At 69.4% G+C, this 23343-nt stretch carries 25 protein-coding genes, 1 tRNA gene and 1 pseudogene; 15 read left to right on the plus strand and 12 right to left on the minus strand.

What is annotated here, in order from left to right; translation table 11 throughout:
* Positions 1–30: 30 nt before the first annotated feature.
* Positions 31–492 carry a tRNA (adenosine(37)-N6)-threonylcarbamoyltransferase complex ATPase subunit type 1 TsaE gene (gene tsaE, locus ACYVJH_RS04860; RefSeq protein WP_460453514.1) on the minus strand — a complete coding sequence of 154 codons (462 nt, stop codon included), beginning with the start codon at positions 490–492 and terminating at the stop codon, positions 31–33.
* Positions 489–1967: an NAD(P)H-hydrate dehydratase gene (locus tag ACYVJH_RS04865; RefSeq protein WP_460453515.1), complete on the minus strand. Its 1479-nt coding sequence runs from the start codon at positions 1965–1967 to the stop codon at positions 489–491. Before ACYVJH_RS04865 ends, tsaE begins: the two co-directional genes overlap by 4 nt.
* Before the next feature lie 23 nt (positions 1968–1990).
* On the opposite strand from ACYVJH_RS04865, the gene queG reads away from it, so the two are divergent.
* Positions 1991–3049, plus strand: a complete 1059-nt coding sequence (gene queG / locus ACYVJH_RS04870) for a tRNA epoxyqueuosine(34) reductase QueG (RefSeq protein WP_460453516.1) — start codon at positions 1991–1993, stop codon at positions 3047–3049.
* Between the two features lie 4 nt (positions 3050–3053).
* Here queG and pgi read toward each other — a convergent pair whose 3' ends face one another.
* From pgi to pcnB, 5 genes and pseudogenes are all read right to left on the minus strand, one after another.
* Positions 3054–4568 carry a glucose-6-phosphate isomerase gene (gene pgi / locus ACYVJH_RS04875; RefSeq protein WP_460453517.1) on the minus strand — a complete coding sequence of 505 codons (1515 nt, stop codon included), beginning with the start codon at positions 4566–4568 and terminating at the stop codon, positions 3054–3056.
* Between the two features lie 28 nt (positions 4569–4596).
* A complete protein-coding gene (gene panC / locus ACYVJH_RS04880; protein ID WP_460453518.1) occupies positions 4597–5448 on the minus strand; it encodes a pantoate--beta-alanine ligase in 852 nt (283 codons plus the stop codon).
* Positions 5445–6272, minus strand: a complete 828-nt coding sequence (gene panB / locus ACYVJH_RS04885; protein ID WP_460453519.1) for a 3-methyl-2-oxobutanoate hydroxymethyltransferase — start codon at positions 6270–6272, stop codon at positions 5445–5447. Before panB ends, panC begins: the two co-directional genes overlap by 4 nt.
* A 24-nt stretch (positions 6273–6296) precedes the next feature.
* Positions 6297–6800, minus strand: a complete 504-nt coding sequence (gene folK / locus ACYVJH_RS04890) for a 2-amino-4-hydroxy-6-hydroxymethyldihydropteridine diphosphokinase (protein WP_460453520.1) — start codon at positions 6798–6800, stop codon at positions 6297–6299.
* Positions 6797–8140 (minus strand): annotated as a pseudogene (pcnB, locus tag ACYVJH_RS04895) (polynucleotide adenylyltransferase PcnB); the annotation flags it as partial. The pseudogene pcnB and the gene folK, both read right to left, overlap by 4 nt.
* Before the next feature lie 154 nt (positions 8141–8294).
* On the opposite strand from pcnB, the gene ACYVJH_RS04900 reads away from it, so the two are divergent.
* Positions 8295–8370, plus strand: a tRNA-Glu gene (locus ACYVJH_RS04900).
* A 93-nt stretch (positions 8371–8463) separates the two neighbouring features.
* A complete protein-coding gene (gene fdxA / locus ACYVJH_RS04905) occupies positions 8464–8787 on the plus strand; it encodes a ferredoxin FdxA (protein ID WP_460453521.1) in 324 nt (107 codons plus the stop codon).
* 1 nt (position 8788) lies between these two features.
* Here fdxA and ACYVJH_RS04910 read toward each other — a convergent pair whose 3' ends face one another.
* Together ACYVJH_RS04910 and dapA are read right to left on the minus strand one after the other, a co-directional pair.
* A complete protein-coding gene (locus ACYVJH_RS04910) occupies positions 8789–9334 on the minus strand; it encodes a hypothetical protein (RefSeq protein WP_460453522.1) in 546 nt (181 codons plus the stop codon).
* Positions 9335–9392: 58 nt separating this feature from the next.
* Positions 9393–10283, minus strand: a complete 891-nt coding sequence (gene dapA, locus ACYVJH_RS04915; protein WP_460453523.1) for a 4-hydroxy-tetrahydrodipicolinate synthase — start codon at positions 10281–10283, stop codon at positions 9393–9395.
* Positions 10284–10398: 115 nt separating this feature from the next.
* On the opposite strand from dapA, the gene ACYVJH_RS04920 reads away from it, so the two are divergent.
* The 9 genes from ACYVJH_RS04920 (at position 10399) to ACYVJH_RS04960 (ending at position 17548) form a co-directional block, all read left to right on the plus strand.
* Entirely contained in the window at positions 10399–10959 is a 561-nt protein-coding gene (locus ACYVJH_RS04920; protein WP_229668443.1) for a glycine cleavage system transcriptional repressor, read from the plus strand.
* Positions 10960–10966: 7 nt separating this feature from the next.
* On the plus strand, positions 10967–11449 hold the full coding sequence (locus ACYVJH_RS04925) for a peroxiredoxin (RefSeq protein WP_460453524.1): 483 nt from the start codon (positions 10967–10969) through the stop codon (positions 11447–11449).
* A 92-nt stretch (positions 11450–11541) separates the two neighbouring features.
* Positions 11542–12939, plus strand: coding sequence for a PhoH family protein (locus tag ACYVJH_RS04930; protein WP_460453525.1), 1398 nt, complete (start codon positions 11542–11544; stop codon positions 12937–12939).
* A gap of 4 nt (positions 12940–12943) precedes the next feature.
* A complete protein-coding gene (locus tag ACYVJH_RS04935; protein ID WP_460453526.1) occupies positions 12944–13600 on the plus strand; it encodes a YoaK family protein in 657 nt (218 codons plus the stop codon).
* 43 nt (positions 13601–13643) lie between these two features.
* Complete coding sequence (thiD, locus tag ACYVJH_RS04940) at positions 13644–14465, plus strand: bifunctional hydroxymethylpyrimidine kinase/phosphomethylpyrimidine kinase (RefSeq protein WP_460453527.1); 822 nt, start codon at positions 13644–13646, stop codon at positions 14463–14465.
* Between the two features lie 66 nt (positions 14466–14531).
* Positions 14532–15290, plus strand: coding sequence for a Bax inhibitor-1/YccA family protein (locus ACYVJH_RS04945; RefSeq protein ID WP_460453528.1), 759 nt, complete (start codon positions 14532–14534; stop codon positions 15288–15290).
* Between the two features lie 31 nt (positions 15291–15321).
* The gene (locus tag ACYVJH_RS04950; RefSeq protein ID WP_460453529.1) at positions 15322–16584 is read left to right on the plus strand and encodes a DUF2254 domain-containing protein; all 1263 of its coding nucleotides are present in this window, start codon (positions 15322–15324) and stop codon (positions 16582–16584) included.
* 85 nt (positions 16585–16669) lie between these two features.
* Complete coding sequence (locus ACYVJH_RS04955; protein WP_460453530.1) at positions 16670–17107, plus strand: hypothetical protein; 438 nt, start codon at positions 16670–16672, stop codon at positions 17105–17107.
* Between the two features lie 21 nt (positions 17108–17128).
* The gene (locus ACYVJH_RS04960; protein ID WP_460453531.1) at positions 17129–17548 is read left to right on the plus strand and encodes an LIC_13387 family protein; all 420 of its coding nucleotides are present in this window, start codon (positions 17129–17131) and stop codon (positions 17546–17548) included.
* Between the two features lie 84 nt (positions 17549–17632).
* Here ACYVJH_RS04960 and ACYVJH_RS04965 read toward each other — a convergent pair whose 3' ends face one another.
* The 3 genes from ACYVJH_RS04965 to grxC form a co-directional block, all read right to left on the minus strand.
* Positions 17633–18643, minus strand: coding sequence for an isocitrate dehydrogenase (locus tag ACYVJH_RS04965; protein WP_460453532.1), 1011 nt, complete (start codon positions 18641–18643; stop codon positions 17633–17635).
* Between the two features lie 109 nt (positions 18644–18752).
* Entirely contained in the window at positions 18753–19094 is a 342-nt protein-coding gene (locus ACYVJH_RS04970; RefSeq protein ID WP_460454268.1) for a carboxymuconolactone decarboxylase family protein, read from the minus strand.
* A 62-nt stretch (positions 19095–19156) separates the two neighbouring features.
* On the minus strand, positions 19157–19402 hold the full coding sequence (grxC, locus tag ACYVJH_RS04975) for a glutaredoxin 3 (protein ID WP_460454269.1): 246 nt from the start codon (positions 19400–19402) through the stop codon (positions 19157–19159).
* A gap of 176 nt (positions 19403–19578) precedes the next feature.
* Between grxC and ACYVJH_RS04980 the strand changes: the two genes are divergently transcribed.
* The 3 genes from ACYVJH_RS04980 (at position 19579) to phoR (ending at position 23342) form a co-directional block, all read left to right on the plus strand.
* Positions 19579–21183, plus strand: coding sequence for a M48 family metalloprotease (locus ACYVJH_RS04980; RefSeq protein ID WP_460453533.1), 1605 nt, complete (start codon positions 19579–19581; stop codon positions 21181–21183).
* Positions 21184–21276: 93 nt separating this feature from the next.
* On the plus strand, positions 21277–21969 hold the full coding sequence (gene phoB / locus ACYVJH_RS04985; protein WP_460453534.1) for a phosphate regulon transcriptional regulator PhoB: 693 nt from the start codon (positions 21277–21279) through the stop codon (positions 21967–21969).
* A 14-nt stretch (positions 21970–21983) separates the two neighbouring features.
* Positions 21984–23342 (plus strand): phosphate regulon sensor histidine kinase PhoR, encoded by a 1359-nt coding sequence (gene phoR / locus ACYVJH_RS04990; protein ID WP_460453535.1) that lies wholly within the window; start codon positions 21984–21986, stop codon positions 23340–23342.
* The last annotated feature ends 1 nt before the right edge of the window (position 23343 follow it).

The following is a 23343-nucleotide window of genomic DNA, read 5'->3' on the forward strand; positions in this document are numbered from 1 at the left end:
GAAATGGGTAAGAAGGTGCTCCCAAACACACTATCCGGTGATCGCGGCCAGCCAGGCCTCGCCCCGGGCGCTGGTGGCCTGCAGCCGGGCCTGGCGCCCGGCCCCGGCCATGGCCAGCCAGATGCGCAGGTCGGGCGGCGGCAGGCCCAGCGCGCCCCGTTCGGGCCATTCGACCAGCCACAGGCGGGCGTCGGCCAGTTCATCAAGGGCCAGGAAGTCCAGTTCGTCGGCCTGGGCAAGCCGGTAGAGGTCCAGGTGCGCCGCTTCCCCGCCGGCGGGTAGCGGGTAACGCTCGACCAGGGTGTAGGTCGGGCTTTTCACCGCGCCGGTGACGCCCAGGGCGCGCAGCCAGGCACGGGCCAGGCTCGATTTGCCGGCCCCCAGCGGGCCATCGAGGAAAACCACCGCGCCCTCGGGCTGGCAGCCGGCCAGTCGCCGTGCCAGGTCGTCGGTGGCCGCGGGGTCGGCCAGGAGGACGTCGCGCTCGCTCATGCCGGGTTGGCCAGGCGGCGCAGGTGCGGGAACAGGTCGGAAGGCAGCAGGCCACGTTCGCCGTCGACGCCGGCGGCGGCGTCGCCGGCGGTCGCGTGCAGCAGCGCCCCGGCCACGGCGGCCTCGAAGGCGGGCAGCCCCTGCGCCAGCAGCGAGGCGATGACGCCGGAAAGCACGTCGCCCATGCCGCCGGTGGCCATGCCCGGATTGCCGGCGCCGATGACCACCGGCACCCGGCCGGGGGCCGCGACCAGGCTGCCGGCCCCCTTGAGCACCACCACGGCGCGGTAGCGCGTCGCCATGGCGGCGGCGGCCGCGAAGCGGTCGGCCTGGACGTCCGCGGTGCTGCAGCCAAGCAGCCGGCCGGCCTCGCCGGGATGCGGGGTGAGCACCGCCTGGGGCAGCTCCTCCGGGACGGCCGCCAGCAGGTTCAGCGCATCGGCGTCGAGCACGGCCGGCTTGCCGGTGGCGAGGGCGGCCGAGAGCAATTCCCGGCCCCAGTCACCCTGGCCCAGGCCCGGACCCACGGCCAGCACGCTGGCGCGTTCGAGCAGCGGCGCCAGCGCCTGGGCGTCTTCGACGGCATGGGTCATCGCTTCGGGGCGGGCAGCCACCAGCGCGGCGACGCCAGCGCTGCGGGTCGCGACGCTGGCCAGGCCGACGCCGGTGCGCAGCGCGGCTTCGGCGCACAGTCGCACCGCCCCGCCCATGCCCACTTCGCCGCCGACGCACAGCACGTGGCCATGTTCGCCCTTGTGCGCATTGGCGTGGCGCGGCGCCAGCCAGGCAGACAGATCCCTGTCCCGGACCAGCCAGGCCGAAGGCGGGTCCTGGTCGGTATCGATCGCCGGCAGGCCCAGCCGGTCAAGCTGGACGTCGCCGTCGACGTCGCGTGCCTGCCCGGTGTAGAGGCCCTGCTTGGCTGCGATGAAGGACAGGGTCAGGTGGGCCTCGACCACCACCCCGTCGGCATGGCCGCGGTCGGCATCCAGGCCGGAGGGAACGTCCAGCGCCAGCACCGGGCGGCGGCTGGCATTGATGCGTTCGATGAGCGCGCGCACGGCCTCCGATGGCGGTCGCGACAGGCCGATGCCGTAAATCGCATCCACCCAGACATCCACGTCCGGCAGCATGCCGTCGAAGGACTCGACGCGCCCGCCGGCCGCGCGCCACGCCGCGAGCGCGGCCCGGGCCGGATTGCGGCGCGGCTGGCCGCCGGGCGCCGACAGCGCGTGCACCACGCAGCCGGCTTCGCGCGCCAGGCGCGCCAGCACGTAACCATCGCCGCCGTTGTTGCCCGGGCCACAGGCCACGCCGATGCGACGCGCCTGCGGCCACCGGGCCTGCAGCAGCGCCCAGGCCGCGGCGCCGGCACGATTCATCAGTTCAAGCGCGGGGATGCCCCACTGCTCGATCGCGCGTCGGTCCATCGCGCGCACCTGGGCGGCGCGGTAGAGGGGGAACATGTCGGCCATCCCGGGATTCTATACTCGCCGGCATGCACGACCCGTCCGACATGTTCGCACTGGCCCAGGCCATCAAGGCCTGGGGCGCGGAGCTTGGCTTCCAGCAGGTCGGCATCGCCGGCATTTCCCTGGACCAGGACGCCGGCCACCTGCGCGACTGGCTGGCCAAGGGCCAGCATGGCCGCATGGAGTACATGGCCCGTCACGGCGACAAGCGCTCACGGCCCGCCGAGCTGGTGCCCGGCACCGTGCGCGTGGTGTCGGTGCGACTCGACTACGGCACCGACGAGGACGAGGCGGCCTGGGAGACCCTGGCCGACGGTGAGCGCGCCTACGTGGCGCGATATGCCCTGGGCCGGGACTACCACAAGCTGATGCGCAACCGCCTGCAGAAACTGGCCGACCGCATCGCCGCGCAGACTGGACCTTTCGGTTATCGCGCCTTCGTTGATTCGGCACCGGTGCTTGAACGTGCGCTCGCCCGGGACGCCGGCCTGGGCTGGATCGGAAAACACAGCTGCCTCATCAACCGCAATGCCGGCAGCTGGTTTTTCCTGGGCGAGATCTACACCGACCTGCCGCTGCCGGTGGACGCACCGGCCAGCGCGCACTGCGGCACCTGCACCCGCTGCATCGAGGTCTGCCCGACCGGCGCCATCGTCGCGCCTTACCGGGTGGATGCGCGCCGCTGCATCAGCTACCTGACCATCGAGCTGCGCGAGGCGATCCCCGAGGAGCTGCGCCCGCTGGTCGGCAACCGCATCTTCGGCTGCGATGACTGCCAGTTGGCCTGCCCCTGGAACAAATTCGCCATGCGCCACGACGAACCGGATTTCCGGGCCCGCAATGGCCTGGACCAGGCCAGCCTGGCAGAGCTGTTCGCGTGGGAGGAAGAAGAATTCCTGCAGCGCACCGAAGGCTCCGCGATCCGTCGCACCGGCCACGAAGGCTGGCTGCGCAACATCGCCGTGGCCCTGGGAAATGCGCCGACGACACCCGACGTGCTTTCGGCGCTGGCCTCGCGGCGGGACCACCCGAGCCCGCTCGTTCGCGAACACGTTGCCTGGGCCCTGGCCCGGCACGAGAGCTGAAGCCTCAGCGCCGAGAGCGGATCTCGTGGACCAGCGCGCGGGTGACCGGGTCCGCCGGCTCGGCGTCGCCCGCCACGGCCGGCAGCAGCTCGCCGGCGATCTTCTTGCCCAGCTCGACGCCCCACTGGTCGAAGGCGTTGATACCCCAGAGCACGGACTGCACATAGACGCTGTGTTCGTACATCGCCAGCAGGGCGCCCAGTGAAAACGGCGTCAGCTCGTCGAGCAGCAGCAGCGTGTTCGGCCGTCCGCCGGGATAACGTTTGTGCGGATCGTCCGACGGCGAGCCGTTGGCCAGCGCTTCGGACTGCGCCAGCAGGTTCGCCAGCAGCGCATGGTGGCTGTCGTCGAATCCGTGTGCCGGCCGCACCACGCCGATGAAATCAGCCGGCAGGATGTCCGTGCCCTGGTGCAGGGCCTGGAAAAAGCTGTGCTGGGCATTGGTGCCCGCGCCGCCCCAAAGCACCGGAACGGTGTGCACGGGCACCGGGCTGCCGTCCTTCCGCACCGACTTGCCCAGGCTTTCCATCACCAACTGCTGGAGGAAACCCGGCAGCAGGGCCAGCCGCTGGTCGTAGGGCATTACCGCGTGGCTGGCGGCGCCGAGCGCATTGCGGTTCCAGACCGCGAACAGGCCGTGCCAGGCCGCCAGGTTGCGTGCCGGCGGCGCTTCGCGCACGTGCCGGTCCATCATCGCCGCGCCTTCGAGCAGGCGGGCAAACCCGTCGTGGCCGATCGCCAGCTGCAGCGCGAAACCCACCGCCGACCACAGCGAATACCGCCCACCGACCCAATCCCACATCGGCAGCACCCGGTCCGGCGCGATGCCGAACGCCTGCGTGCGCGCGATGTTGGCGCTGACCGCGTACAGGCGGTCGGCGCCGCCCAGCCAGTCACGCAGGATGGCGCCGTTGAGCAGGGTTTCCTGGGTGCCGAAGCTCTTGGAAACCAGGATGCCGGCCGTGCGCGCCGGGTCCAGGTCGGCCAGCAGGTGGCGGGCGGCGCTGCCGTCCACGTTGGTCAGGAAGTGCACGCGGAAGCGGCCGTCGTGGAAGTCGCGCAGCGCGTCCACGGCCAGCCTGGGACCGAGGTCGCTGCCGCCGATGCCGACGCTGACGATGTCGGTCACCGGACCCTGGGCCAGCTGCGCATGCAGCTGGTCGACACGATCACGGGCCTCGCGCGCCTGCGCCGCCGCGGCGCGGGCGGCGGCGCCCTGCCCCACGTCGCCACGCAGGGCGCTGTGCAGGGCCGGACGCCCTTCGGTCGAATTGACCACCTCGCCGTCGAACAGGGCCACCAGGGCCGGACCCAGGCCCGCCGCGTTGGCCAGCGACTGCAGGTGCGCCCAGGCCGCGTCGTCGATGCGCTGGCGCGCGAAGCAGGCGTGGATCGGGCCAACCCGCAGCGCCCAGGTGCCGGCCCGCGCCGGCTCCTCGGCCATCAGCGCAGCCAGCGGCTTGGCGGCCAGGCGCTCGCCGTGCTGTTTCAGGGCCTGCCAGTGATCGGCATTCAGCATGCGGGTTTCCAGGAAGCGGCGTGCCGGTTCATTCGTCGTCGAACGCGAGGTTGTCGATCAGCCGGGTGCGTCCCAGGCGCGCCGCGACCAGCGCAAGCAGGCCCGGCTCGTCCGGCGAACGTGGCCGCGACAGGTCGGCGCGCCGCACCTCGACGTAGTCGACGTCGAAGCCGGCGGCCTCGAGCCGCGACAGGGCTTCGTCCTCGATGCCGCGCACCGGAAGTCCCTGGCGGGCGGCGTCGCGCATGAACAGCAGCGTGCGGTGGATGTGCGTGGCGGTCTGGCGCTGGTCGCCCTGCAGGTATTGGTTGCGCGAGCTCATGGCCAGTCCATCGGGCTCGCGAAGCGTCGGCGCGGGAATGATCTCGACCGGAAAACTCATTTCGCGGGCCATGTAGCGGATCACCTGCAGCTGCTGGTAGTCCTTGCGGCCGAACACGGCCAGGTCGGGCTGGACCATGTTGAACAGCCGCGCCACCACCTGGGCAACGCCGTTGAAGTGCCCGGGGCGGTGCGCGCCGCAGAGGATGTCGGTGATGCCGGGCACATGCATCTGTACGCAGCCCATGGTGCCGAAGGGGTACATCTGCTCGACGTCGGGCAGGAACAGCGCGTCGCATTTGTTCTCGGCCAGCGCGTCGATGTCGTGCCGGGGGGTGCGTGGATACAGCGCGTAATCCTCGTTTGGCCCGAACTGCGTGGGGTTGACGAAGATGCTGGCGACCACCTTGTCGGCGTGCCTGCGGGCAAGCTCGACCAGGGCGAAGTGCCCGGCATGCAGGTTGCCCATGGTCGGCACGAAGCCGACGCTGGCACCTTCCCGACGCCATTGGCGAAGCTGCGCGCGCAGGGACGCCAGCGTGTCATGGGTTTGCATCATGCGTATCCGTGTTCGGGGGCGGGAAAGCTGCCGTCGCGCACCGCATCGGCATATGCGCGCAGGGCGCCTTCGATGGAGCCGCCTTCGGCCAGGAAATCCTTGACGAAACGCGGGCGCCGGTGGCCGCTATTGAGGCCAAGCAGGTCGTGAAGCACCAGGATCTGGCCGTCGCAGTCCGGGCCGGCACCAATGCCGATGGTGGGAATGTCCACGTCGGCGGTGATGCGTTTTGCCAGGGGCGAAGGCACGCATTCGAGCACCAGCATGTCGGCGCCGGCGTCGGCGACCGCGCGGGCGTCGGCGGCAAGGCGATCGGCCGCGGCCTGTTCGCGGCCCTGCACTTTGTAACCGCCCAGGCGAAGCACCGACTGCGGCGTCAGGCCCAGGTGCGCACAGACCGGGATTTCACGCTCGGACAGGAAGCGGATCACTTCGAGCTTCGGTCCGGCCCCTTCGAGCTTGACCATGGCCGCGCCGGCCTGCAGGAATCGCGTGGACGCTTCCAGCGCGTGCCCGGGCGTGGCATCGGCCTGGAACGGCAGGTCGGCCACCAGCAAGGCCGACGACAGGCCGCGTGCGACGCAGGTGACGTGGTAGGCAATGTCGGCGACGGTGACCGGCAGGGTGCTGTCGTGACCCTGGCAGACCATGCCCAGCGAATCGCCGACCAGAACGAAATCCAGGCCGGCGCTGTCCACGCAGCGCGCGAAACCGGCGTCGTAGGCAGTGACCGAGGCGATGCGCCGGCCCTCGGCCTTCATGCGGCGCAGCCCGGGTACCGTCAGCCGCGGGCGCGGCGCGGCCTTTTGCTCGTTGGCGTACATGGCGGCGTCCAGGGTGGGGAACGTCTAAGGTATCGCTTGAATGCCCGACGCATCCACCTTCGCGAGCAACTCGTCCACCCGACCCCGCCCCGGCACCACCAGGCCAGGCGCGATGTCGGCCAGGGGCACCAGCACGAAGGCGCGTTCGTGCAGCCGCGGGTGCGGCAGGCTCAGGCCAGGCAGTTCAAGCACCTGGTCGTCGTAGAGCAGCAGGTCGAGGTCGAGCGTGCGCGGCCCCCAGCGCCCGGCGTCTTCGTCGCGACGTCGACCGAACCGCCTCTCGATGCCCAGCAATTCCGCCAGCAAGTCCGGGGCGGCGAGCACGGTTTCGACCGCGATCACGCCGTTGATGAAGTCCGGCTGGTCGGTCCGGCCCCAGGCCGGCGTGCGGTAAAGCGCCGAACGCTGCAGCACGCACGTGCCGGCAAGCGCGTCGATGGCGTCGATGGCGGCTTCCAGCGTGGTCCGGACCTCGCCCTGGTTGCCGCCGATGGCGACCCAGGCCGGGACCGGGGCGGCGGGATTCACTCGGGACTGCCGCCCGCGGGCTTGCGCCGGCGGCGGCGCGGCCGGCGGCGCGGCCCGCGGTCGTCGTCATCCCCGGCGTCGCCGGGTTCCCCGTCCACTTCGTCGTGGGCGCCGCGCGGCAGCGTCTTGGGCGACAGACGGCTGGCCAGTTGTTCGGGCGCCTGGGCCTGGGCATCCCGCCAGAAGGCCAGGTCCTCGGCCACGTCCGGTGCCGCACTCGCGCGGAGTTCGAGGAAATCGAAAGCGGCGCGGAAGCGCGGGTGCGCCAGCAGGCGGAACACGCGCTTGCGCACGCGCTGCGTGAAGCGGGTCTGCAGCAGCCAGATTTCCTGCATCGGCAGCGAGAACCGCCGCGGCAGCGCGATGCGCTGGGCCTGGTGCAGGGTGACGCGGTCGGCGGCCCGCTGCTGGGCAACGGTGCTGTCCACGCCCTGGGCCTGCAGCAGGGCCAGCTCGCGGCAATAGGCCGGCCACAGAAGCGCGGCGAACAGGAAGGCCGGCGTGACCGGCTTGTCCTGGGCGATGCGCGCGTCGGTGCTGCGAAGGGCCTGCAGCACCATGGCGCGCAGCGCGCCGCTGCGGTTGGTGGCCAGGGCCTTGGCGGTTTCAGGGAACAGCGCCGGCATCAGGCCGAGCTGCTCGAGCGTGAGGAAGCTCTTTTCGGCGTGGCCGGCCAGGAACATCTTCAGGCACTCGTCGAACAGGCGCGCGGGCGGCGCCGACGACAGCAGCCCCGCCAGTTCGGGGATCGGCTGCGCCGCTTCCGGCGCGATGGTGAACCCCAGTTTCGCCGAAAGGCGCGCCGCACGCAGCATGCGCACGGGGTCTTCGCGATAGCGTTCGACCGGGTCGCCGATGAGCCGCAGCACGCGGTCGCGCACGTCGGCGTAACCGCCGACGTAATCGCGCACCGAAAAATCCTCGACCGTGTAATACAGCGCGTTGGCGGTGAAATCGCGGCGCACGGCGTCGTCTTCGATCGTGCCGTAGACGTTGTCGCGCAGCAGGCGGCCACCGTCGTCGGTTTCGCGGTCATCGGTGTCGTTGGAGCTGTTGGCCCGGAAGGTGGCGACCTCGATGATCTCGCGACCATAAACCACGTGCGCCAACCGGAAGCGGCGGCCGATGAGGCGGCAGTTGCGGAACAACTGCTTGACCTGCTCGGGCGTGGCGTCGGTGGCGACGTCGAAATCCTTGGGGTGGCCGCCGGCGAGCAGGTCGCGCACGGCGCCGCCGACCAGATAACCCTGGAAGCCGCCGTCACGCAGCCGGTACAACACGCGCAGCGCGTTGGGGCTGATGTCCTTGCGGGAGATGCCGTGCTCGGCGCGCGGCACGACCTGGGGCGGGTTCAGGCTTGGAATGGCGGTGTCCGTCATGGGCTGGAAGCGGCGCGGGATCCTTGCGCGGCGGGCGGACCCCCGGGGCCATCTGGCTTCCCGCGGGCGATCAAGCCCGCTATACTAACGCCCGCTTCATCGCTTCGCCATCCGCGCTCCCTTCGTCTAGTGGCCTAGGACACGGCCCTCTCAAGGCTGGAACAGGGGTTCGAGTCCCCTAGGGAGCGCCACCCATTCCGAAGGCCCGGCCATGCCGGGCCTTCTTCGTTGCCGGCCCCCGGCGCTAGAATGGCGGGCCAGACTCGCCAGAACCGGGAAACCCAATGCCCTTCGTCGTCACCGAGAACTGCATCCGCTGCAAGTACACCGACTGCGTCGAGGTCTGCCCGGTGGACTGTTTCCACGAGGGCCCGAACTTCCTGGTGATCGACCCCGAAGAGTGCATCGACTGCACCCTGTGCGAGCCTGAGTGCCCGGCCAAGGCGATTTACCCGGAAGACGACGTGCCGGCCGGCCAGGAAGGCTACATCGCGCTCAATGCCGAGCTGTCCGCGGACTGGCCGGTGATCACCACCCGCAAGGATCCGCTGCCCGATGCCGCCGAGTGGGACGGCAAGACGGGCAAGCTCGACCAGCTCAAGCGCTGATTCAGCCCAGGCGGGCCTTGAGCACCGCCAGCAGTTCGGTGGCGACGCCGCTGCGAATCGGCTGGCCATCCGAACCCAGGGCGACGACGCGGGTCTGGCCATCGGCCGCTTCGGCCCGCACCAGCACCGTGACGCCCTTGTAGCTGACTTCGTAGCTGTTGAGCAGCTGCGCGCGTTCGCCAATGCTGGCGCCCTCGATCTTGCCCAGGGCAATGCCAATGCGGCGCCAGCTGCTGTTCACGGAGTCGGCCAGCATGAAGGACTCGATGCCCTCGACGTAGGCCTGGCCCTCCGAGGCCGAGGGCACGCCCTCGCCCACCGCGGCGCGCGGCGCGTTCGGGTTGGCCGCGGGCACGGTGACGGCACCGGCGGTGGACGGCACGTCCAGGCCCGGCGGCACTTCCAGCGGCTGGTTCTGGCGGCTGGCCTGGTATTCGGCCTCGTTGCCCCACTTGCTGCGGATCCAGCTGCAGCCGCTGGAGGCGAGCACGGCCACGGCCAGGGTGGCGACCATCAGCGGACGGAAGGAAAGGGTGGCGGCGGTCATGGGGTTCTCCTGGGGAGCGGCGCGGTGGTCCGCGCTCGCGGGGATTCAATCGGCAAGGTTACTTCAGTTCGGATTCGATCTGTTCGCACAGCGCCGCCATCGCATCGGCGGCGGCGGCGTGGGCCTGGGAAAGCGGCAGCAGCGGCAGGCGCAGCCCGTGGCCGATGCCCTGGCGGGCCAGGATGGCCTTGACCGGGATCGGGTTGGGCTCGACGCCGAGGAAGTCGTTCAGGCCGGCCAGGCGCGCGTCCAGCGCCCGGGCCTGGTCTGCCTCACCGGACCTGGCCAGCTGGCAGAGCCGGGCGAAGGCGCGTGGCACGACGTTCGATGCCACGGAAATGACGCCGGCGGCGCCTCCGAGCATCGCGCGCACGAAGGTCGGGTCGTCGCCGCTGAGCAGCGCGAAGCCCTTGCCCGCCAGCGGGTGCAGGGCCTGCCAGCGCTCCTCGTCGCCACGCGCTTCCTTCAGGCCGATGATGTTGTCGTGGCTGCAAAGCTGCGCGACCACGTCCGGCGACATGTCGCAGCCGGTGCGGCCAGGCACGTTGTAGAGCACCACGGGCAGGCCGCCCTGGTCGGCGACGGCGCGGTAGTGGGCCACCAGGCCCTCGGGCGTCGGCCGCACGTAGGGCGGCGTGACCACCAGCGCGATGTCGGCCCCGCCCTCGCGGGCCAGGCGGGTCTGGATGATGGTCTTGGCGGTGTTGGAGTGCCCCGTGCCGGCCAGGACCGGGATGCGTCCCGCCACCTGCGCGACCGCGGCCCGAAGCAGCGCCATGTACTCGGCATCGGTAAGCGCGGCGGCCTCGCCGGTGGAGCCGGCGACGACGATGCCGGCGGTGCCTGCGTCGAGCTGGAGGTCGATCAGCCGCGACCAGGCCTCGAAATCGGGTTCGCCCTCGGCCGTGAACGGTGTCGCCAGGGCGGTGATGCTGCCGGAAAGTTGCAAAATGAATGCCTTGCAGGGACTGCCTGCGATCTTACTTGCGGGCTCAAAGCGGCGGCAAGTATGCTGGCCGGGACATCCAGGCGCGCCCCCTGCCGCGCCCCCTTGGACCTTCGCTTTGACCGACCCTGCCGCACGCCCGACCGCCAACGAGAACCATCTGCTGATAAGCGCGTACACCACGCATCCGCAGTCGCCGCTGTTGTCGGTCAGCCGCCGCATTTCGGACAGCGGCTGCAATCTGGTCGATGCCCGCCTCACCACCGTTGGCCGCGACGTCTCGGTCACCGCGCTGGCGGTGGGATCCTGGGACGCGGTGGCCAAGCTCGAGGCCATGCTCGGCCGGCTCGAGCGCGAAGACGGCTACAAGCTGGTCTGGTACCGCACTGGCCCCAAGGCCCCGCAGTCGAACCTGCTGCCCTACATCGTCGAGGTGGTGGCGGCCGACAAACCCGGCATCCTGTTCCAGCTCGCGGACTTCTTCGACCGCCAGGGCATCACCGTCGAGAACCTGCACAGTTCGCGCTACCGCGCGATGCAGACCGGTGCCGACATGTTTTCCGCCCAGGTCACGATCGGTATCCCCGCGAACATGCACATCGCGGCGCTGCGCGACGACTTCCTCGAGTTCTGCGACCACCTCAACCTCGACGCCATCATGGACCCGATGAAATTCTGAGGACGCGATGACCGGAATTGGCGAAAAGACCTCCGATTTCCCGCTCACCCTGGGCAGCGGCCAGTCCGCCAGGCTCTCCGACTACCGCGGCAAGTGGCTGGTGCTGTACTTCTATCCGAAGGACTCCACGCCCGGCTGCACCACCGAGGGCAACGACTTCAACGCCCTGCTCACGAAATTCCGCCGCGCCGGGGCCGAGGTGCTTGGCGTGTCGCGTGATTCCGTGAAGTCGCACGCCAACTTCTGCGAAAAGCAGGGTTTCCGCTTCGACCTCGTGTCCGACGCCGACGAGGCCCTGTGCAAGGCCTTCGACGTCATCAAGGAAAAGAACATGTACGGCCGCAAGGTGCTGGGCATCGAGCGCAGCACCTTCCTGCTCGACCCGCAGGGCCGCGTCGCCGACGCATGGCGCAAGGTGAAGGTGGCCGGCCACGCCGACGCCGTGTACGAATCGCTCAAGCAGCACCAGCAGGCCGCCAAGGCAAAGTGACCCTGCTCTCCAACATCCCCGCTGCCGACTCGCTCCGCGAGCTTCGGCGGCGCTGTCCTTTCCGGGGCCCACGCCCCTAGCCCGAGAAGCCCATGACCCGATCCAAGCGAATCTACGTCCTGGACACCAACGTGCTGATGCACGACCCCACCGCCCTGTTCAAATTCGAGGAACACGACGTCTTCATCCCGATGATGGTCCTGGAGGAGCTGGACAACGGCAAGAAGGGCCACTCGGAAGCCAGCCGCAACGCCCGCCAGGTCAGCCGGTTCCTCAACGAGATCATCGTCGCCCACGGCAGCGACAGCATCGACGAAGGCGTGAAGCTGGTGCGCCCGCAGGGACTGCAGCTGCGCTCGGCCGAAGCCATCGGCCGCCTGATGTTCCAGCTCAAGCCGGTCGAGGTCGGCAAGCGTTTTGGCACCGTGCTGCCGGACAACCAGATCCTCGGTTCGATCCTGCAGCTGATCGAAGACCACCCCGGCGTGCCGGTGGTCCTGGTGTCCAAGGACATCAACCTGCGCATCAAGGCCTCGATCTGCGGCGTCAAGGCCGAGGACTACGAAAACGACCGCGCGATCGACGACTTCAACCTGCTCTTCACTGGCGCCACGGAGCTTCCCGAGGATTTCTGGGAACTGCACGAAGGCAGCCTGCGCAGCTGGACCGACCGCGGCCGCACCTTCTACGAAGTGGCGCGCAAGGAGGACGACGGCTGGTATCCGAACCAGTTCCTGTACATGCCCGGCGACGACGAAGTCGAGATGAAGGTCGCCCGGCTGGACGACGACAAGGCCGTGCTGCAGATCGTCGACGACTTCCGCAACCCGCAGCACCAGGTCTGGGGCATCAACGCGCGCAACCGCGAGCAGAACTTCGCCTTCAATGCGCTGATGGACCCGGAAATCGATTTCGTCACCCTGCTCGGCACCGCCGGCACCGGCAAGACGCTGCTGGCGCTGGCCGCTGGCCTGACCCAGACCATGGACGTGCAGCGCTATCGCGAGATCATCATGACCCGCGCCACGGTCAGCGTCGGCGAGGACATCGGTTTCCTGCCCGGCACCGAGGAAGAAAAAATGACGCCCTGGATGGGCGCGCTGACCGACAACCTCGAAGTGCTGACCCACACCGAGGACCACGGCAGCTGGGGCCGCGGCGCCACCAACGAACTGCTGGCCAGCCGGATCAAGATCCGCTCGATGAACTTCATGCGCGGCCGCACCTTCCTCAACCGCTGGGTCATCGTCGACGAGGCGCAGAACCTCACGCCCAAGCAGATGAAGACCCTGGTCACCCGCGCCGGCCCCGGCACCAAGATCATCTGCATGGGCAACGTCGAGCAGATCGACACGCCTTACCTCACCGAAACCACCTCGGGCCTGACCTACGCCGTGGACCGGTTCAAGAACTGGAGCCACAGCGCCCACATCACCCTGCGCCGCGGCGAACGTTCACGCCTGGCCGACTACGCCTCCGAGGTCCTGTAGTCCCATGGCAGAACGGCTGGCGACCTGGGTCTGGGCAGGCGCCGCCGCCCTGGCCTTTGTCGCCGGCATGGTGAACGTGGTGGGCTACCTGGGCTTCGAACACCAGGCCATCACCCACCTCACCGGCACCACCACCCTGCTCGGCGCGGCGCTGGCCGGCGGCGACGGCGGTGCCGCGCTGCAGCTGGCAGGCATGGTGCTTGCCTTTGTTGCCGGCGCCGCGCTCAGCGGCTTGCTGATCCAGGACAGCGTGCTGCGCCTGGGTCGGCGTTACGGCATTGCGCTCACCCTCGAAGCCCTGCTCCTGGCCGCGGCGGCGCCGCTGTTCCAGCGCGGCCTGTTCGCCGGCCCGCTGCTGGCCGCCGGCGCTATCGGCCTGCAGAACGCCATGGCCACCACTTACAGCGGCGCCGTCGTGCGCACCTCGCATGTCAGCGGCATGTTCACCGACCTGGGCATCATGCTGGGCCATGCCCTGCGCGGCTTGCCGCTGGCCCGGCGAAGGCTCTGGCTGTGCCTGGTGATCATCAGCGCCTTCCTGGCCGGCGGTGTCGCCGGCGCCTTCGCGTTTGCGCACGCCGGCTATGCGGCGCTGTACCTGCCCGCCGCCCTGACCGGCGGCACCGGCCTGGCCTACGGCCTGTGGCGACGGCGCCGTTGAAACGACACTGGACGCGCCGCGGCCTTGCCGCGACCATGCCCCCATGAGCACCCACCGCCCCGTCTGTGCGCTGACCATCGCCGGCTCCGATTCCGGCGGCGGCGCGGGAATCCAGGCCGACCTCAAGACCTTTGCCGCCCATGGCGTCCATGGCCTGAGCGCACTCGCCGCGCTCACCGCCCAGAACACCCGCGGCGTAACCGCCGTGCACGTGCCGCCGGCGCGGTTCCTGCGCGCGCAGATAGATGCCTGCTTCGCCGATTTCCAGATCGGGGCGGTCAAGCTGGGCATGCTGGCCAACGCCCGCATAATCAATGCGGTGGCCGACGCGCTCGAGGCGCACCGGCCCGCCGCGGTGGTGCTGGACCCGGTGATGGTCGCCACGTCCGGGGCGAAGCTGCTGGAGGACGCCGCCCTGGACGCACTGCGCAGGCGCCTGCTCCCGCTGGCCACGGTGCTGACCCCGAATATCCCCGAAGCCGAACTGCTGCTTGGCCACCCCGTGCCCGACGACGAAGCCGCCGAGGCGGCGCTGGTCGAGCTGCTCGCCCTGGGTGGTGGCGCCGTCCTGCTCAAGGGCGGCCACCTGCCCGGAACCGGTGCCATGGTCGACCGCTTCGACGACGGCGAGGCACTGCTGGAGTTCGAGCATCCCCGCCTTGACCTCGAGGGCCACGGCACCGGCTGCACCCTGGCCTCGGCCATTGCCGCCAACCTCTGCCGCGGCCTGGACCTGCGCGAGGCCTGCGCCAGCGCCACCGACTACGTGCACGGGGCCTTGCTGGGCGCCTACCGGCCCGGGAAGGGCGGGGCCTGCGTGCTGGATCATTTCTGGCGACGTCGCGGAGACCTCCCGGGCGCCTGAACTGGCGGTTCCGGCCTGCGCTCCGGTAGCATCGGCGGCAGTCCCGCCTCTCATCCGGAGCCAGTCATGCGCAGCGGCAATCCCACGCTCAACCAGAACACCTTCCTCGACGTCGGCAGCGGCGAAGTCGTTTCCCGCGACGCCAGCCAGGTCATGACCCTCGGCGGCACGGTCAACAAGACCGGCCTGCTGCTGCTGATGTGCGTGGCCACGGCCGCCTACACCTGGAACTTGTTCGATCCCGCCAATCCGGGCGCGATGATGCCCTGGCTGCTGGTGGGCGGCATCGGCGGCTTCATCGTCGCCATCGTCACCGTCTTCAAGAAGACCTGGGCACCCATCAGCGCACCCATCTACGCACTGCTCGAGGGTTTGTTCCTGGGCGGCATCTCGGCCTTCTTCGAGGCCCAGTTCCCCGGCATCGTGATGCAGGCGGTGATGCTGACCCTGGGCGTGCTGGCCGCGATGCTGATGGCCTACAAGTCGGGCCTGATCAAGGCCACCGAAAACTTCAAGCTGGGCGTGGTCGCCGCCACGGGTGGCATCGCCCTGCTCTACCTGATCAACATCGGCATGCGCATGTTTGGCTTCGAGGGCATGGGCTTCATCCATGAGTCGGGTGCGATGGGCATCGCCTTCAGCCTCTTCGTGGTGGTCATCGCCGCGCTGAACCTGGTGCTGGACTTCGACTTCATCGAAGCCGGCGCCGAAGCCGGTGCGCCCAAGTACATGGAGTGGTACGGCGCCTTCGGCCTGGTGGTCACCCTGGTCTGGCTGTACCTGGAAATCCTGCGCCTGCTGGCCAAGCTGCAGTCGCGCGACTGATCGCCGGCATGGCGGCCAGGGACGCGCTGTGATGGCCGGCCGGCTGCTCTCCCGGCTGCGCGCGCTCCTGCTGGACCTGCGCCAGCGGCTCTGGGCCAAGCCGCTGGCCGCCTGCCTGCTGTCGGTGCTGGGCGTGGGCCTGGCCTGGGTGCTGGACAGCGAGTGGCTGATGCGGAATCCGCCGGAAGTTTCGGCGGATTCGATCGAATCACTGTTGTCGATCATGGCCTCGAGCATGCTGGTGATCGCCATCTTCGCGGCCGGCGCGATGGTTTCGGCCTATGCCTCGGCCAGCAACCACTCCTCGCCCCGCTCCTTTCCGCTGGTACTGGCCGACGACACGTCCCAGAACGCCTATTCGATCTTCGTCGGCGCCTTCATCTTCGGCGTGGTCGGCCTGGTCGCGCTGGAAAACAGCAGTTTCGAGACCGTCGGGCGGTTCGTGCTGTTCATCGAGACGGCGGTCGTTTTCGCGCTGGTGATCCTTACCTTCGTGCGCTGGGTGGACCGCATCGCCCGGCTGGGCCGCCAGGGAAATACCAACCAGCGCGCCGAAGAGGCGGTAACGGGCGCCATCCGAAGCTATCGCAGGTCTCCGCTGCGCGGCGGGGTGCCAGCGACGGGGCTGCCGCCAGGCTCGCTGCCGGTTGAGGCCGACGACGTTGGCTTCGTTTGCGCCATCGACATGGCCTGCCTTCAGGAGTGTGCGAAGCAAAACCAGCTGGTGGTCGAAGTGACGGCCCTGCCCGGCGCCTTCATGGTCCCGGGCCGGGCGCTGGTCCGGGTCGACGGCGCCCGGACCGGAGTGACGGAGAAGGTCGCCGGGACGCTGCGCTCGGCGTTTCGCATTTCGCAAACCCGTGAATTCGACGGCGACCCGCGCTTTGGCATGGTCGTGCTGTCCGAGATCGCCGGCCGGGCGCTTTCGCCGGCGGTGAACGACCCCGGCACGGCCATTGACGTGACCGGCCGCCTGGTCAGGATCTTCGTGGAATGGGTGCGCACCGTGCCCGAAGCCGGCAGCCCGGAATACCCGCTGGTGCAGGTTCCCGAAATTTCGCTCTCCGACCTGGTCGAGGATGCTTTTACCGCGATCGCCCGCGACGGTGCCGGTACGATCGAGGTCGGCACGAGGCTGATGAAGACCCTGAACACGCTGGCGTCGCTGGGCAACGAGGAACTCGCCACCGCGGCCCGCGCCCAGGCCCGGCTGGCACTGGCCCATGCGGAGCTGCACATGGAGCTTCCCGCCCAAGTCGTACGACTCCGCGCCTTGGCATCCTTCGCCGACTGACCCAGGGTCTTGCCCGGCGCGCCAGGACCAGCCCCAACCGTGCGACCATTCAGGCCTGCGGTTTCCACCCTGCGGGAGTCACGCCATGAAACGATTCCTTTCCGCCCTGCTGCTGTCGGCCCTGGTGCTGGCGGGCTGCGCCAGCACCCAGCATTTGATGCTCGGACCCGCTCGCGCGCCCATCGACCCCTCCGAGGTGCGCATCTACCGCGCCGCGCCGCCCGGGTCCGTGGACGTGGCCCAACTCGAGGCCGCCAGTGGCATCGGATTCGGCACCCCGGGCCAGGAGCGTGCCGTCATCGACCGGCTGCGCGCCGAGGCCGCCGCGCTGGGCGCCAATGGCCTGATCATCGTCGGCATGGGACAGGCGCGTTCGCCCGTGGGCATGTCCGTGGGCGGCGCCAGTTACGGCAGTCATGGCGCCGTCGGCGTCGGCCTGGGCATTCCCACCAGCCGCAGGAAGGCGAGCGCGGTGGCTATCTACGTGCCGCCTTCTTCCCGGGATACGCCTGCTTCAGACTGAGTGGCCACAGGAGGGGTGTCCATGGAAGTCCTTGCCGTTAGTCTGGTCATCGCCAGCGCCGCCATCCTGCTGCTGCTGGGCTCGGTGCACCTGCTCTACACCTTCCACGGGCCCAAGCTCCTGCCGCGCGATCCGGCGCTGCGCCAAAGCATGGAAGCCGATTCGCCCGGCATCACGCGCGAAACGACGATGTGGAAGGCCTGGATCGGCTTCAATGCCAGCCACAGCGGCGGCGCCATGCTCTTCGGCCTGGTCTACGGCTACCTGGCAACCATGCAGCCAGCGCTGCTTTTCGAGTCGCTGTACCTGATGGGAATCGGACTGGTTTTTCTCGCCGGCTTCGTATTCCTCGGCAAGCGCTATTGGTTCAGCGTGCCCTTTCGGGGAATCGTGCTGGCCTTCTCGTGCTACGTCGCCGGATGGGTGCTGCATCTGTTGTGATGCGGTTGGCCGCGCGCGCCAGGGATGGACGCAAGAAGGGCGCCTGTCGGCGCCCTTCTTTTTTCTCGCTCGAAGGCCGGGTCTTCAGGCCTTGGCGCGGTTCGCGATCGCCTGGGCGAAGGACTCGGTGGTGCCGCTGCCGCCCAGGTCGGGGGTCAGGTTGTCCTTGGCGGTCATGGTCTCGACGATGGCCTGGCGCAGGCGGCGGGCGGCGTCGTTGTGGCCCAGGTGGTCGAGCATCTGGGCCGCGCCCAGCAGCAGCGCCACCGGGTTGGCGATGCCCTTGCCGGCGATGTCGGGCGCCGAGCCGTGCACCGCTTCAAAGATCGCCGCTTCGGTGCCGATGTTCGCACCCGGGGCCAGGCCCAGGCCGCCGACGAGACCGGCGCACAGGTCGGAAATGATGTCGCCGAAGAGGTTGGTCGTGACGATCACGTCGAACTGTTCGGGACGCATCACCAGCTGCATGCAGGTGTTGTCCACGATCATGTCGTTGCACTGGATGTCCGGGTATTCCGTGGCCACCTGGCGCGCGACCTTCAGGAACAGGCCGGACGTGGACTTGAGGATGTTGGCCTTGTGCACCACCGTCACCTTCTTGCGGCCGATGCGGCGCGCCAGGTCGAAGGCGTAGCGCACGATGCGCTCGGAGCCGCGACGGGTGATCTTCTGGGTGAGCGTGGCGGTCTCGCCGTCGGCGGTGAGGTTCTGGCCCTCGCCGATGTAGGCGCCTTCGGTGTTCTCGCGCACCGTGATCAGGTCGATGTTCTCGTAGCGCGACTTCGTGTTCGGGAAGCTGATCGCCGGGCGCACGTTGGCGTACAGGTCGAAGCGCTTGCGAAGCTCGACGTTGATCGACGAAAAACCCTCGCCCACCGGCGTGGTCAGCGGGCTCTTGAGCGCCACGCGATGCTTGCGGATGGCGTCCATGGTGGCCGTGGGGAGCAGCTCGCCCTGCTTTTCGTAGGCGACCAGGCCGGCCTCGACGAAGTCGTAGGACAGGCCCAGGTCGAGGGCATCGAGCACCTTGAGGGTGGCATCCATGATCTCCGGGCCAATGCCGTCGCCACGGATCACCGCAATCGTCTGGGTCATAAGTTCTTGTTCTTCCAAAGGGTTCTGGCGGCCAGCAGGCCGCCGAAGGCGCAATATTATGCCTCAATCAACCCATCACTGCCCGATTGGACCTTGGTCGTAGCCCGGTTCAGTGGCCGTGGCCAGCCGGCTCCGCGGCGTCGCCGGCCTCGCCGCCTTCGAGCTGGTCCAGGAAATCCACCGCCCTTCGCAGGTGCGGGATCACGATCGAGCCGCCCACCACCAGGGCCACGCTGAAGGCCTCGAAAAGTTCGTCCCGGCTGACCCCGGCCTGCTTGCACTGGGCCACGTGGTAGGCGATGCAGTCGTCGCAGCGAAGCACCATCGAGGCCGTCAGACCCATCAGTTCCTTGGTCTTCACGTCCAGGGCGCCGGCGCGATAGGTCTGGGTGTCGAGCGCGAAGAAGCGGCGCACGACCTGGTTGTCCTCGGCCAGGATGCGTTCGTTCATGCGCTTGCGGAAGGCGCTGAACTCGGCGACGCGGTCGCCGCCCTCCTTGTCCTCGCCGGCGCTCACGCCTGGCCCTCGAGCAGGGGCTTGAGGCCGCCGGCGCGGTCCAGGGCCACCAGCTCGTCGTAGCCGCCGACGTGCGTGTCACCGACGAATATCTGCGGCACCGAGGTGCGCTCGGTGCGCGTCATCATCTCGCGGCGGCGCTCGAGGTCGAGGTCCACCCTGACCTCCTCCCACTGCGCGCCACGCGACTTCAGGAAGTTCTTCGCTGCCACGCAGTAGGGGCAGACGGCGGTGGTGTACATCAGGACCTTGGACACGGGGCTCTCCGGGAGTTCAGTGCGCAGTGTGGGGCCGGGCGGCGGCCTTTTCCAGCCGGCGGCTGCAACGCTGCGGCGCGCGGCGCGCGGGTTAACCACCGGTTCACCCGCGCCGGCTCCCGCAGCCGCTATGCTTCGACCACCCCTGTCCGGAGCCCGCCTTGCGCATCCTCGCCACCGCCACCCTCAGCCTGGCCATCACCCTGGCCTGCGGTGCCCGTGCCCAGGACAGCTCCCTGCCCGACATTGGCTCGTCGGCCGCCGAGATGATCGACCCGGCCACCGAAGCCGAATACGGGGCTTACCTGCGCTACGAGCTGCGCCGGCTGAACATGCTGGTCGAAGACCCGCTGGTGGACGACTGGCTGCAGTCCATGGGCTACCGCCTGGCCGCCGCCAGCGACGTGCCCATGAACGAATACAACTTCTTCATGATGCGCGACCGGCAGATCAACGCCTTCGCCACGCTGGGCGGCTACATCGGCATGAACGCCGGCCTGGTGCTCACCGCCGAAACCGAAGCCGAGGTCGCCGGCGTGATGGCGCACGAAATCGCCCACGTCACCCAGCGCCACGTACTGCGCGCCTACGAACGCGCCAGCAAGGACCAGGTGCCGATCATGCTGGCCATGCTCGGCGCCATCGCCGCGGCCCAGGCCGTGGGCGACAGCGGCGGCCGCGACAGCTCCAGCAGCAATGCCTCGATGGCTGCCGTCGCCGGTGCGATGGCCCTGATCCAGCAGCGCCAGATCGACTACACCCGTTCGAACGAATCGGAAGCCGACCGCATCGGCATCCAGACCCTGGACCGCGCCGGCTACGACCCCAACGGCATGGCCGATTTCTTCGAGCGCATGCAGCGGGTCAACCGCGGCAACTCCGGCGGTTACCAGCTCCCCGAGTACCTTCGCACCCACCCGGTCACCACCACGCGCATCAGTGAAACCCGCCAGCTGGCCAACCGCATGCAGGCTGCGAACGTGCCCGCCCCGGTGACCGCACCGGCGCGGACATCGCTGCTGCTGCCCGGCGAGCTGAGCCTGGCCGTCCACGGTGGCGCCGCGCTCGATCGCGATCAAATCTTCCCCTGGGCGCGCGAACGCCTGCGCGTACTCAGCGCCAGCAGCCCGCGCCAGTCGCTGCTCGAATACGAAGCCCTGGCCAAGGCGCCCGGCCAGAAGGACAACGACGCCCTGCGCTATGGCCTGGCCCTGGCCCAGCAGCGCGCCGGCCGGCCGCGCGAGGCTGCCGCCACCCTCGACGCCCTGCTGGCCAAACATCCGGGCGACCTGTGGCTGGAGCTGGCGCGCGCCGAAACCGCCGCCCTGCACCGCCCGCACGCCGAAGTCACGACGTTGTTCGAAGCCCTGCTCTCGCGCCACCCCGAAAGCCGGGCCGTGCGCCTGGCCTATGCCGAGGTCCTGGGCGAACGGGCCACCGCCGACGCCGGCCGACGGGCCCAGGACGTGCTGCGGCCGCTGCTGCCGACCGCCGGCGACGACCCGCTTTTCCAGCGCAACTTCGCCCGGGCGAGTGAACTGGCCGGCGACGAGATCCGGGCCGGCGAGGCTTATGCCGAAGCGGCTTTCCTCAATGGCCGCGCGGTGGACGCGCTCAACCAGCTCGAACGCCTCAAGCAGCGCGAGGACCTGAGCTATTACCAGCGCGCCCGCATCGAGGCGCGCATGGCCGCGATCACCCCGGTGGTGCTGGAGATGCGCCGCCAGGGCATCCGGGCCGAGGAACAGCGTCCCGACCGGCGCTAGGGCCTGCGGGGGCCGCCGGCAGGGGGTGTCACGGGGAGGTCACAAAAGTTTTATCTACTTGCACCCGACCCCACCCGATGACACGGTACGCCAGTGCAGAAACGCATCCTCATCGTCGACGACGAACCCGCCATCCGCGAGATGGTGGCCTACGCCCTGCGCAAGGCCGACTACGAGCCCGCCCACGCCGGCGATGCCCGCGAAGCCCAGGTCGCCATTTCCGAAAAGGTCCCCGACCTGATCCTGCTCGACTGGATGCTGCCTGGCACCTCCGGCCTGGAGCTGGCCCGCCGCTGGCGCAAGGACGAACTGACCCGCGACGTGCCGATCATCATGCTCACCGCCCGCGGCGAGGAAAACGACCGGGTCTCGGGCCTGGAGTCGGGCGTGGACGACTATGTGGTCAAGCCCTTTTCGGCCCGCGAACTCCTGGCCCGCATCCGGGCCGTCATGCGCCGGGCCCGGGACGACGAAGATGACGGTTCCGTTGCAGTGGGTGGCCTGCGCATCGACGGCGCCGCCCACCGCGTTTTCGCCAGCGACCAGCCCCTGCACGTGGGCCCGACGGAGTACCGCCTGCTCCACTTCTTCATGACCCACGCCGAACGCGTCTACACCCGCACGCAGCTGCTCGACCACGTCTGGGGCGGCAACGTCTACGTGGAGGAACGCACCGTGGACGTGCACATCCGCCGCCTGCGCAAGGCGCTCGAACCCTTCGGCCTGGACAACATGGTCCAGACCGTACGCGGCGCCGGCTACCGCTTCTCCGCGGCGACAGGCTGAGGCCGGGCGCGCGGATGAGCGTATCGATGCTGCTGCGGCTGGCCTGGCGTCAGTCCCTGATAAGGCTGCTGCTTTTTTATGCCGTGGCGATCGCGCTGGGCCTGTGGCTGCGCGAGCCCTGGTGGGCGCTGGGCCTGGCCACCGCCGTGGTGGCCGCCCGGGCCTACTGGCGCCTGTACCGGGTGCTGCGCTTCCTGGACTGGCGCAAGCAGCTGCAGACCGTCGATGGCCAGGGCCTCTGGGCGGCGCTGGAAACACTGATCCACCGTCGCCAGACCGAAAACCGCCGCCGGGGCCGCCGCCTGGTGCAGCTGCTGCGTGCCTACCGGCAGGCCGCCACCGCCATGCCCGATGGCGCGCTGGTGATTGGCCGCCGCGACGGCCGCCTGGTCTGGTTCAACAAGACCGCCCGGCACCTGCTGGGCCTGCGCTACCCGCAGGCCCTGGGCCAGCCGCTGGCCGACACCTTCCTGGCCCAGCCGCGCGTCCAGGCCTGGCTGGCCGCCGGAGAGACCGACGAGCCGCTCACCGACCTGTCCAGCCCCGCCGATCCGATGGTGCGCATCAGCCTGCGCCTGATCCCCTACTCCAGCTCGCAGTGGCTGGTGGTCGTTCGCGACGTCACCAAGTTGATGCGGCTCGAACAGGTGCGCCGGGACTTCGTCGCCAACGTCTCGCATGAACTGCGCACGCCGTTGACCGTGGTGCACGGCTACCTGGACATGATCGAGCCGGAGGAGCACCCCGAACTGGCGGTGATGGTCGAGGAAATGCGCCGGCAGTCGCAGCGCATGACCCAGCTGGTCGAGGACCTGCTGACGCTTTCACGCCTGGAGGCCCAGGAATCCCTGCCCGAGGAGCCGCTGGCCATGGCGCCGATGCTGGTCACGCTCCGCCGCGAAGCCGAGGCCCTGAGCCAGGGCCGGCACACGGTCCGGGTCGAGGACAGCGCCGGCTGCGACCTCACCGGTTCGACCAAGGAGCTGCACAGCGCCTTCTCCAACCTGGTGTCGAACGCCATCCGCTACACGCCCACCGGCGGCAACGTGCTCATCCGCTTCGAACACACGGCCGGCGGGGGCGTGCGCCTGGCCGTGCAGGACACCGGCTACGGCATTCCGGAACAGCACCTGCCGCGCATCACCGAACGGTTTTACCGGGTCTCGACCAGCCGTTCGCGCGAGTCCGGCGGCACCGGCCTCGGCCTGTCGATCGTCAAGCACGTTCTCAGCCTGCACCAGGCCCGGCTGGAGGTGGAAAGCGAGGTCGGTCGCGGCAGCACCTTCGCCTGCGTGTTCGGGCCGGCCCGGGTGCGCATGCGTGGCCAGGCGGGCGGCTGGGGCGCCGACGACGCCCCGGACGTCGTAAGCTAGG

The sequence above is a fragment of the Arenimonas aestuarii genome (assembly GCF_054781715.1).

Bases quoted from the DNA above. Each gene is read 5' to 3' on its own strand.
- ACYVJH_RS04925 (WP_460453524.1), top strand. From the start codon at position 10,967: ATGACCGGAATTGGCGAAAAGACCTCCGATTTCCCGCTCACCCTGGGC.
- ACYVJH_RS04955 (WP_460453530.1), top strand. From the start codon at position 16,670: ATGAAACGATTCCTTTCCGCCCTGCTGCTGTCGGCCCTGGTGCTGGCG.
- ACYVJH_RS04945 (WP_460453528.1), top strand. From the start codon at position 14,532: ATGCGCAGCGGCAATCCCACGCTCAACCAGAACACCTTCCTCGACGTC.
- ACYVJH_RS04935 (WP_460453526.1), top strand. From the start codon at position 12,944: ATGGCAGAACGGCTGGCGACCTGGGTCTGGGCAGGCGCCGCCGCCCTG.
- phoR (WP_460453535.1), top strand. From the start codon at position 21,984: ATGAGCGTATCGATGCTGCTGCGGCTGGCCTGGCGTCAGTCCCTGATA.
- pgi (WP_460453517.1), bottom strand. From the start codon at position 4,568: ATGCTGAATGCCGATCACTGGCAGGCCCTGAAACAGCACGGCGAGCGC.
- fdxA (WP_460453521.1), top strand. From the start codon at position 8,464: ATGCCCTTCGTCGTCACCGAGAACTGCATCCGCTGCAAGTACACCGAC.
- ACYVJH_RS04950 (WP_460453529.1), top strand. From the start codon at position 15,322: ATGGCCGGCCGGCTGCTCTCCCGGCTGCGCGCGCTCCTGCTGGACCTG.
- panB (WP_460453519.1), bottom strand. From the start codon at position 6,272: ATGTACGCCAACGAGCAAAAGGCCGCGCCGCGCCCGCGGCTGACGGTA.
- ACYVJH_RS04910 (WP_460453522.1), bottom strand. From the start codon at position 9,334: ATGACCGCCGCCACCCTTTCCTTCCGTCCGCTGATGGTCGCCACCCTG.
- queG (WP_460453516.1), top strand. From the start codon at position 1,991: ATGCACGACCCGTCCGACATGTTCGCACTGGCCCAGGCCATCAAGGCC.
- grxC (WP_460454269.1), bottom strand. From the start codon at position 19,402: ATGTACACCACCGCCGTCTGCCCCTACTGCGTGGCAGCGAAGAACTTC.
- ACYVJH_RS04960 (WP_460453531.1), top strand. From the start codon at position 17,129: ATGGAAGTCCTTGCCGTTAGTCTGGTCATCGCCAGCGCCGCCATCCTG.
- ACYVJH_RS04965 (WP_460453532.1), bottom strand. From the start codon at position 18,643: ATGACCCAGACGATTGCGGTGATCCGTGGCGACGGCATTGGCCCGGAG.
- ACYVJH_RS04865 (WP_460453515.1), bottom strand. From the start codon at position 1,967: ATGGCCGACATGTTCCCCCTCTACCGCGCCGCCCAGGTGCGCGCGATG.
- panC (WP_460453518.1), bottom strand. From the start codon at position 5,448: ATGATGCAAACCCATGACACGCTGGCGTCCCTGCGCGCGCAGCTTCGC.
- thiD (WP_460453527.1), top strand. From the start codon at position 13,644: ATGAGCACCCACCGCCCCGTCTGTGCGCTGACCATCGCCGGCTCCGAT.
- ACYVJH_RS04930 (WP_460453525.1), top strand. From the start codon at position 11,542: ATGACCCGATCCAAGCGAATCTACGTCCTGGACACCAACGTGCTGATG.
- tsaE (WP_460453514.1), bottom strand. From the start codon at position 492: ATGAGCGAGCGCGACGTCCTCCTGGCCGACCCCGCGGCCACCGACGAC.
- ACYVJH_RS04970 (WP_460454268.1), bottom strand. From the start codon at position 19,094: ATGAACGAACGCATCCTGGCCGAGGACAACCAGGTCGTGCGCCGCTTC.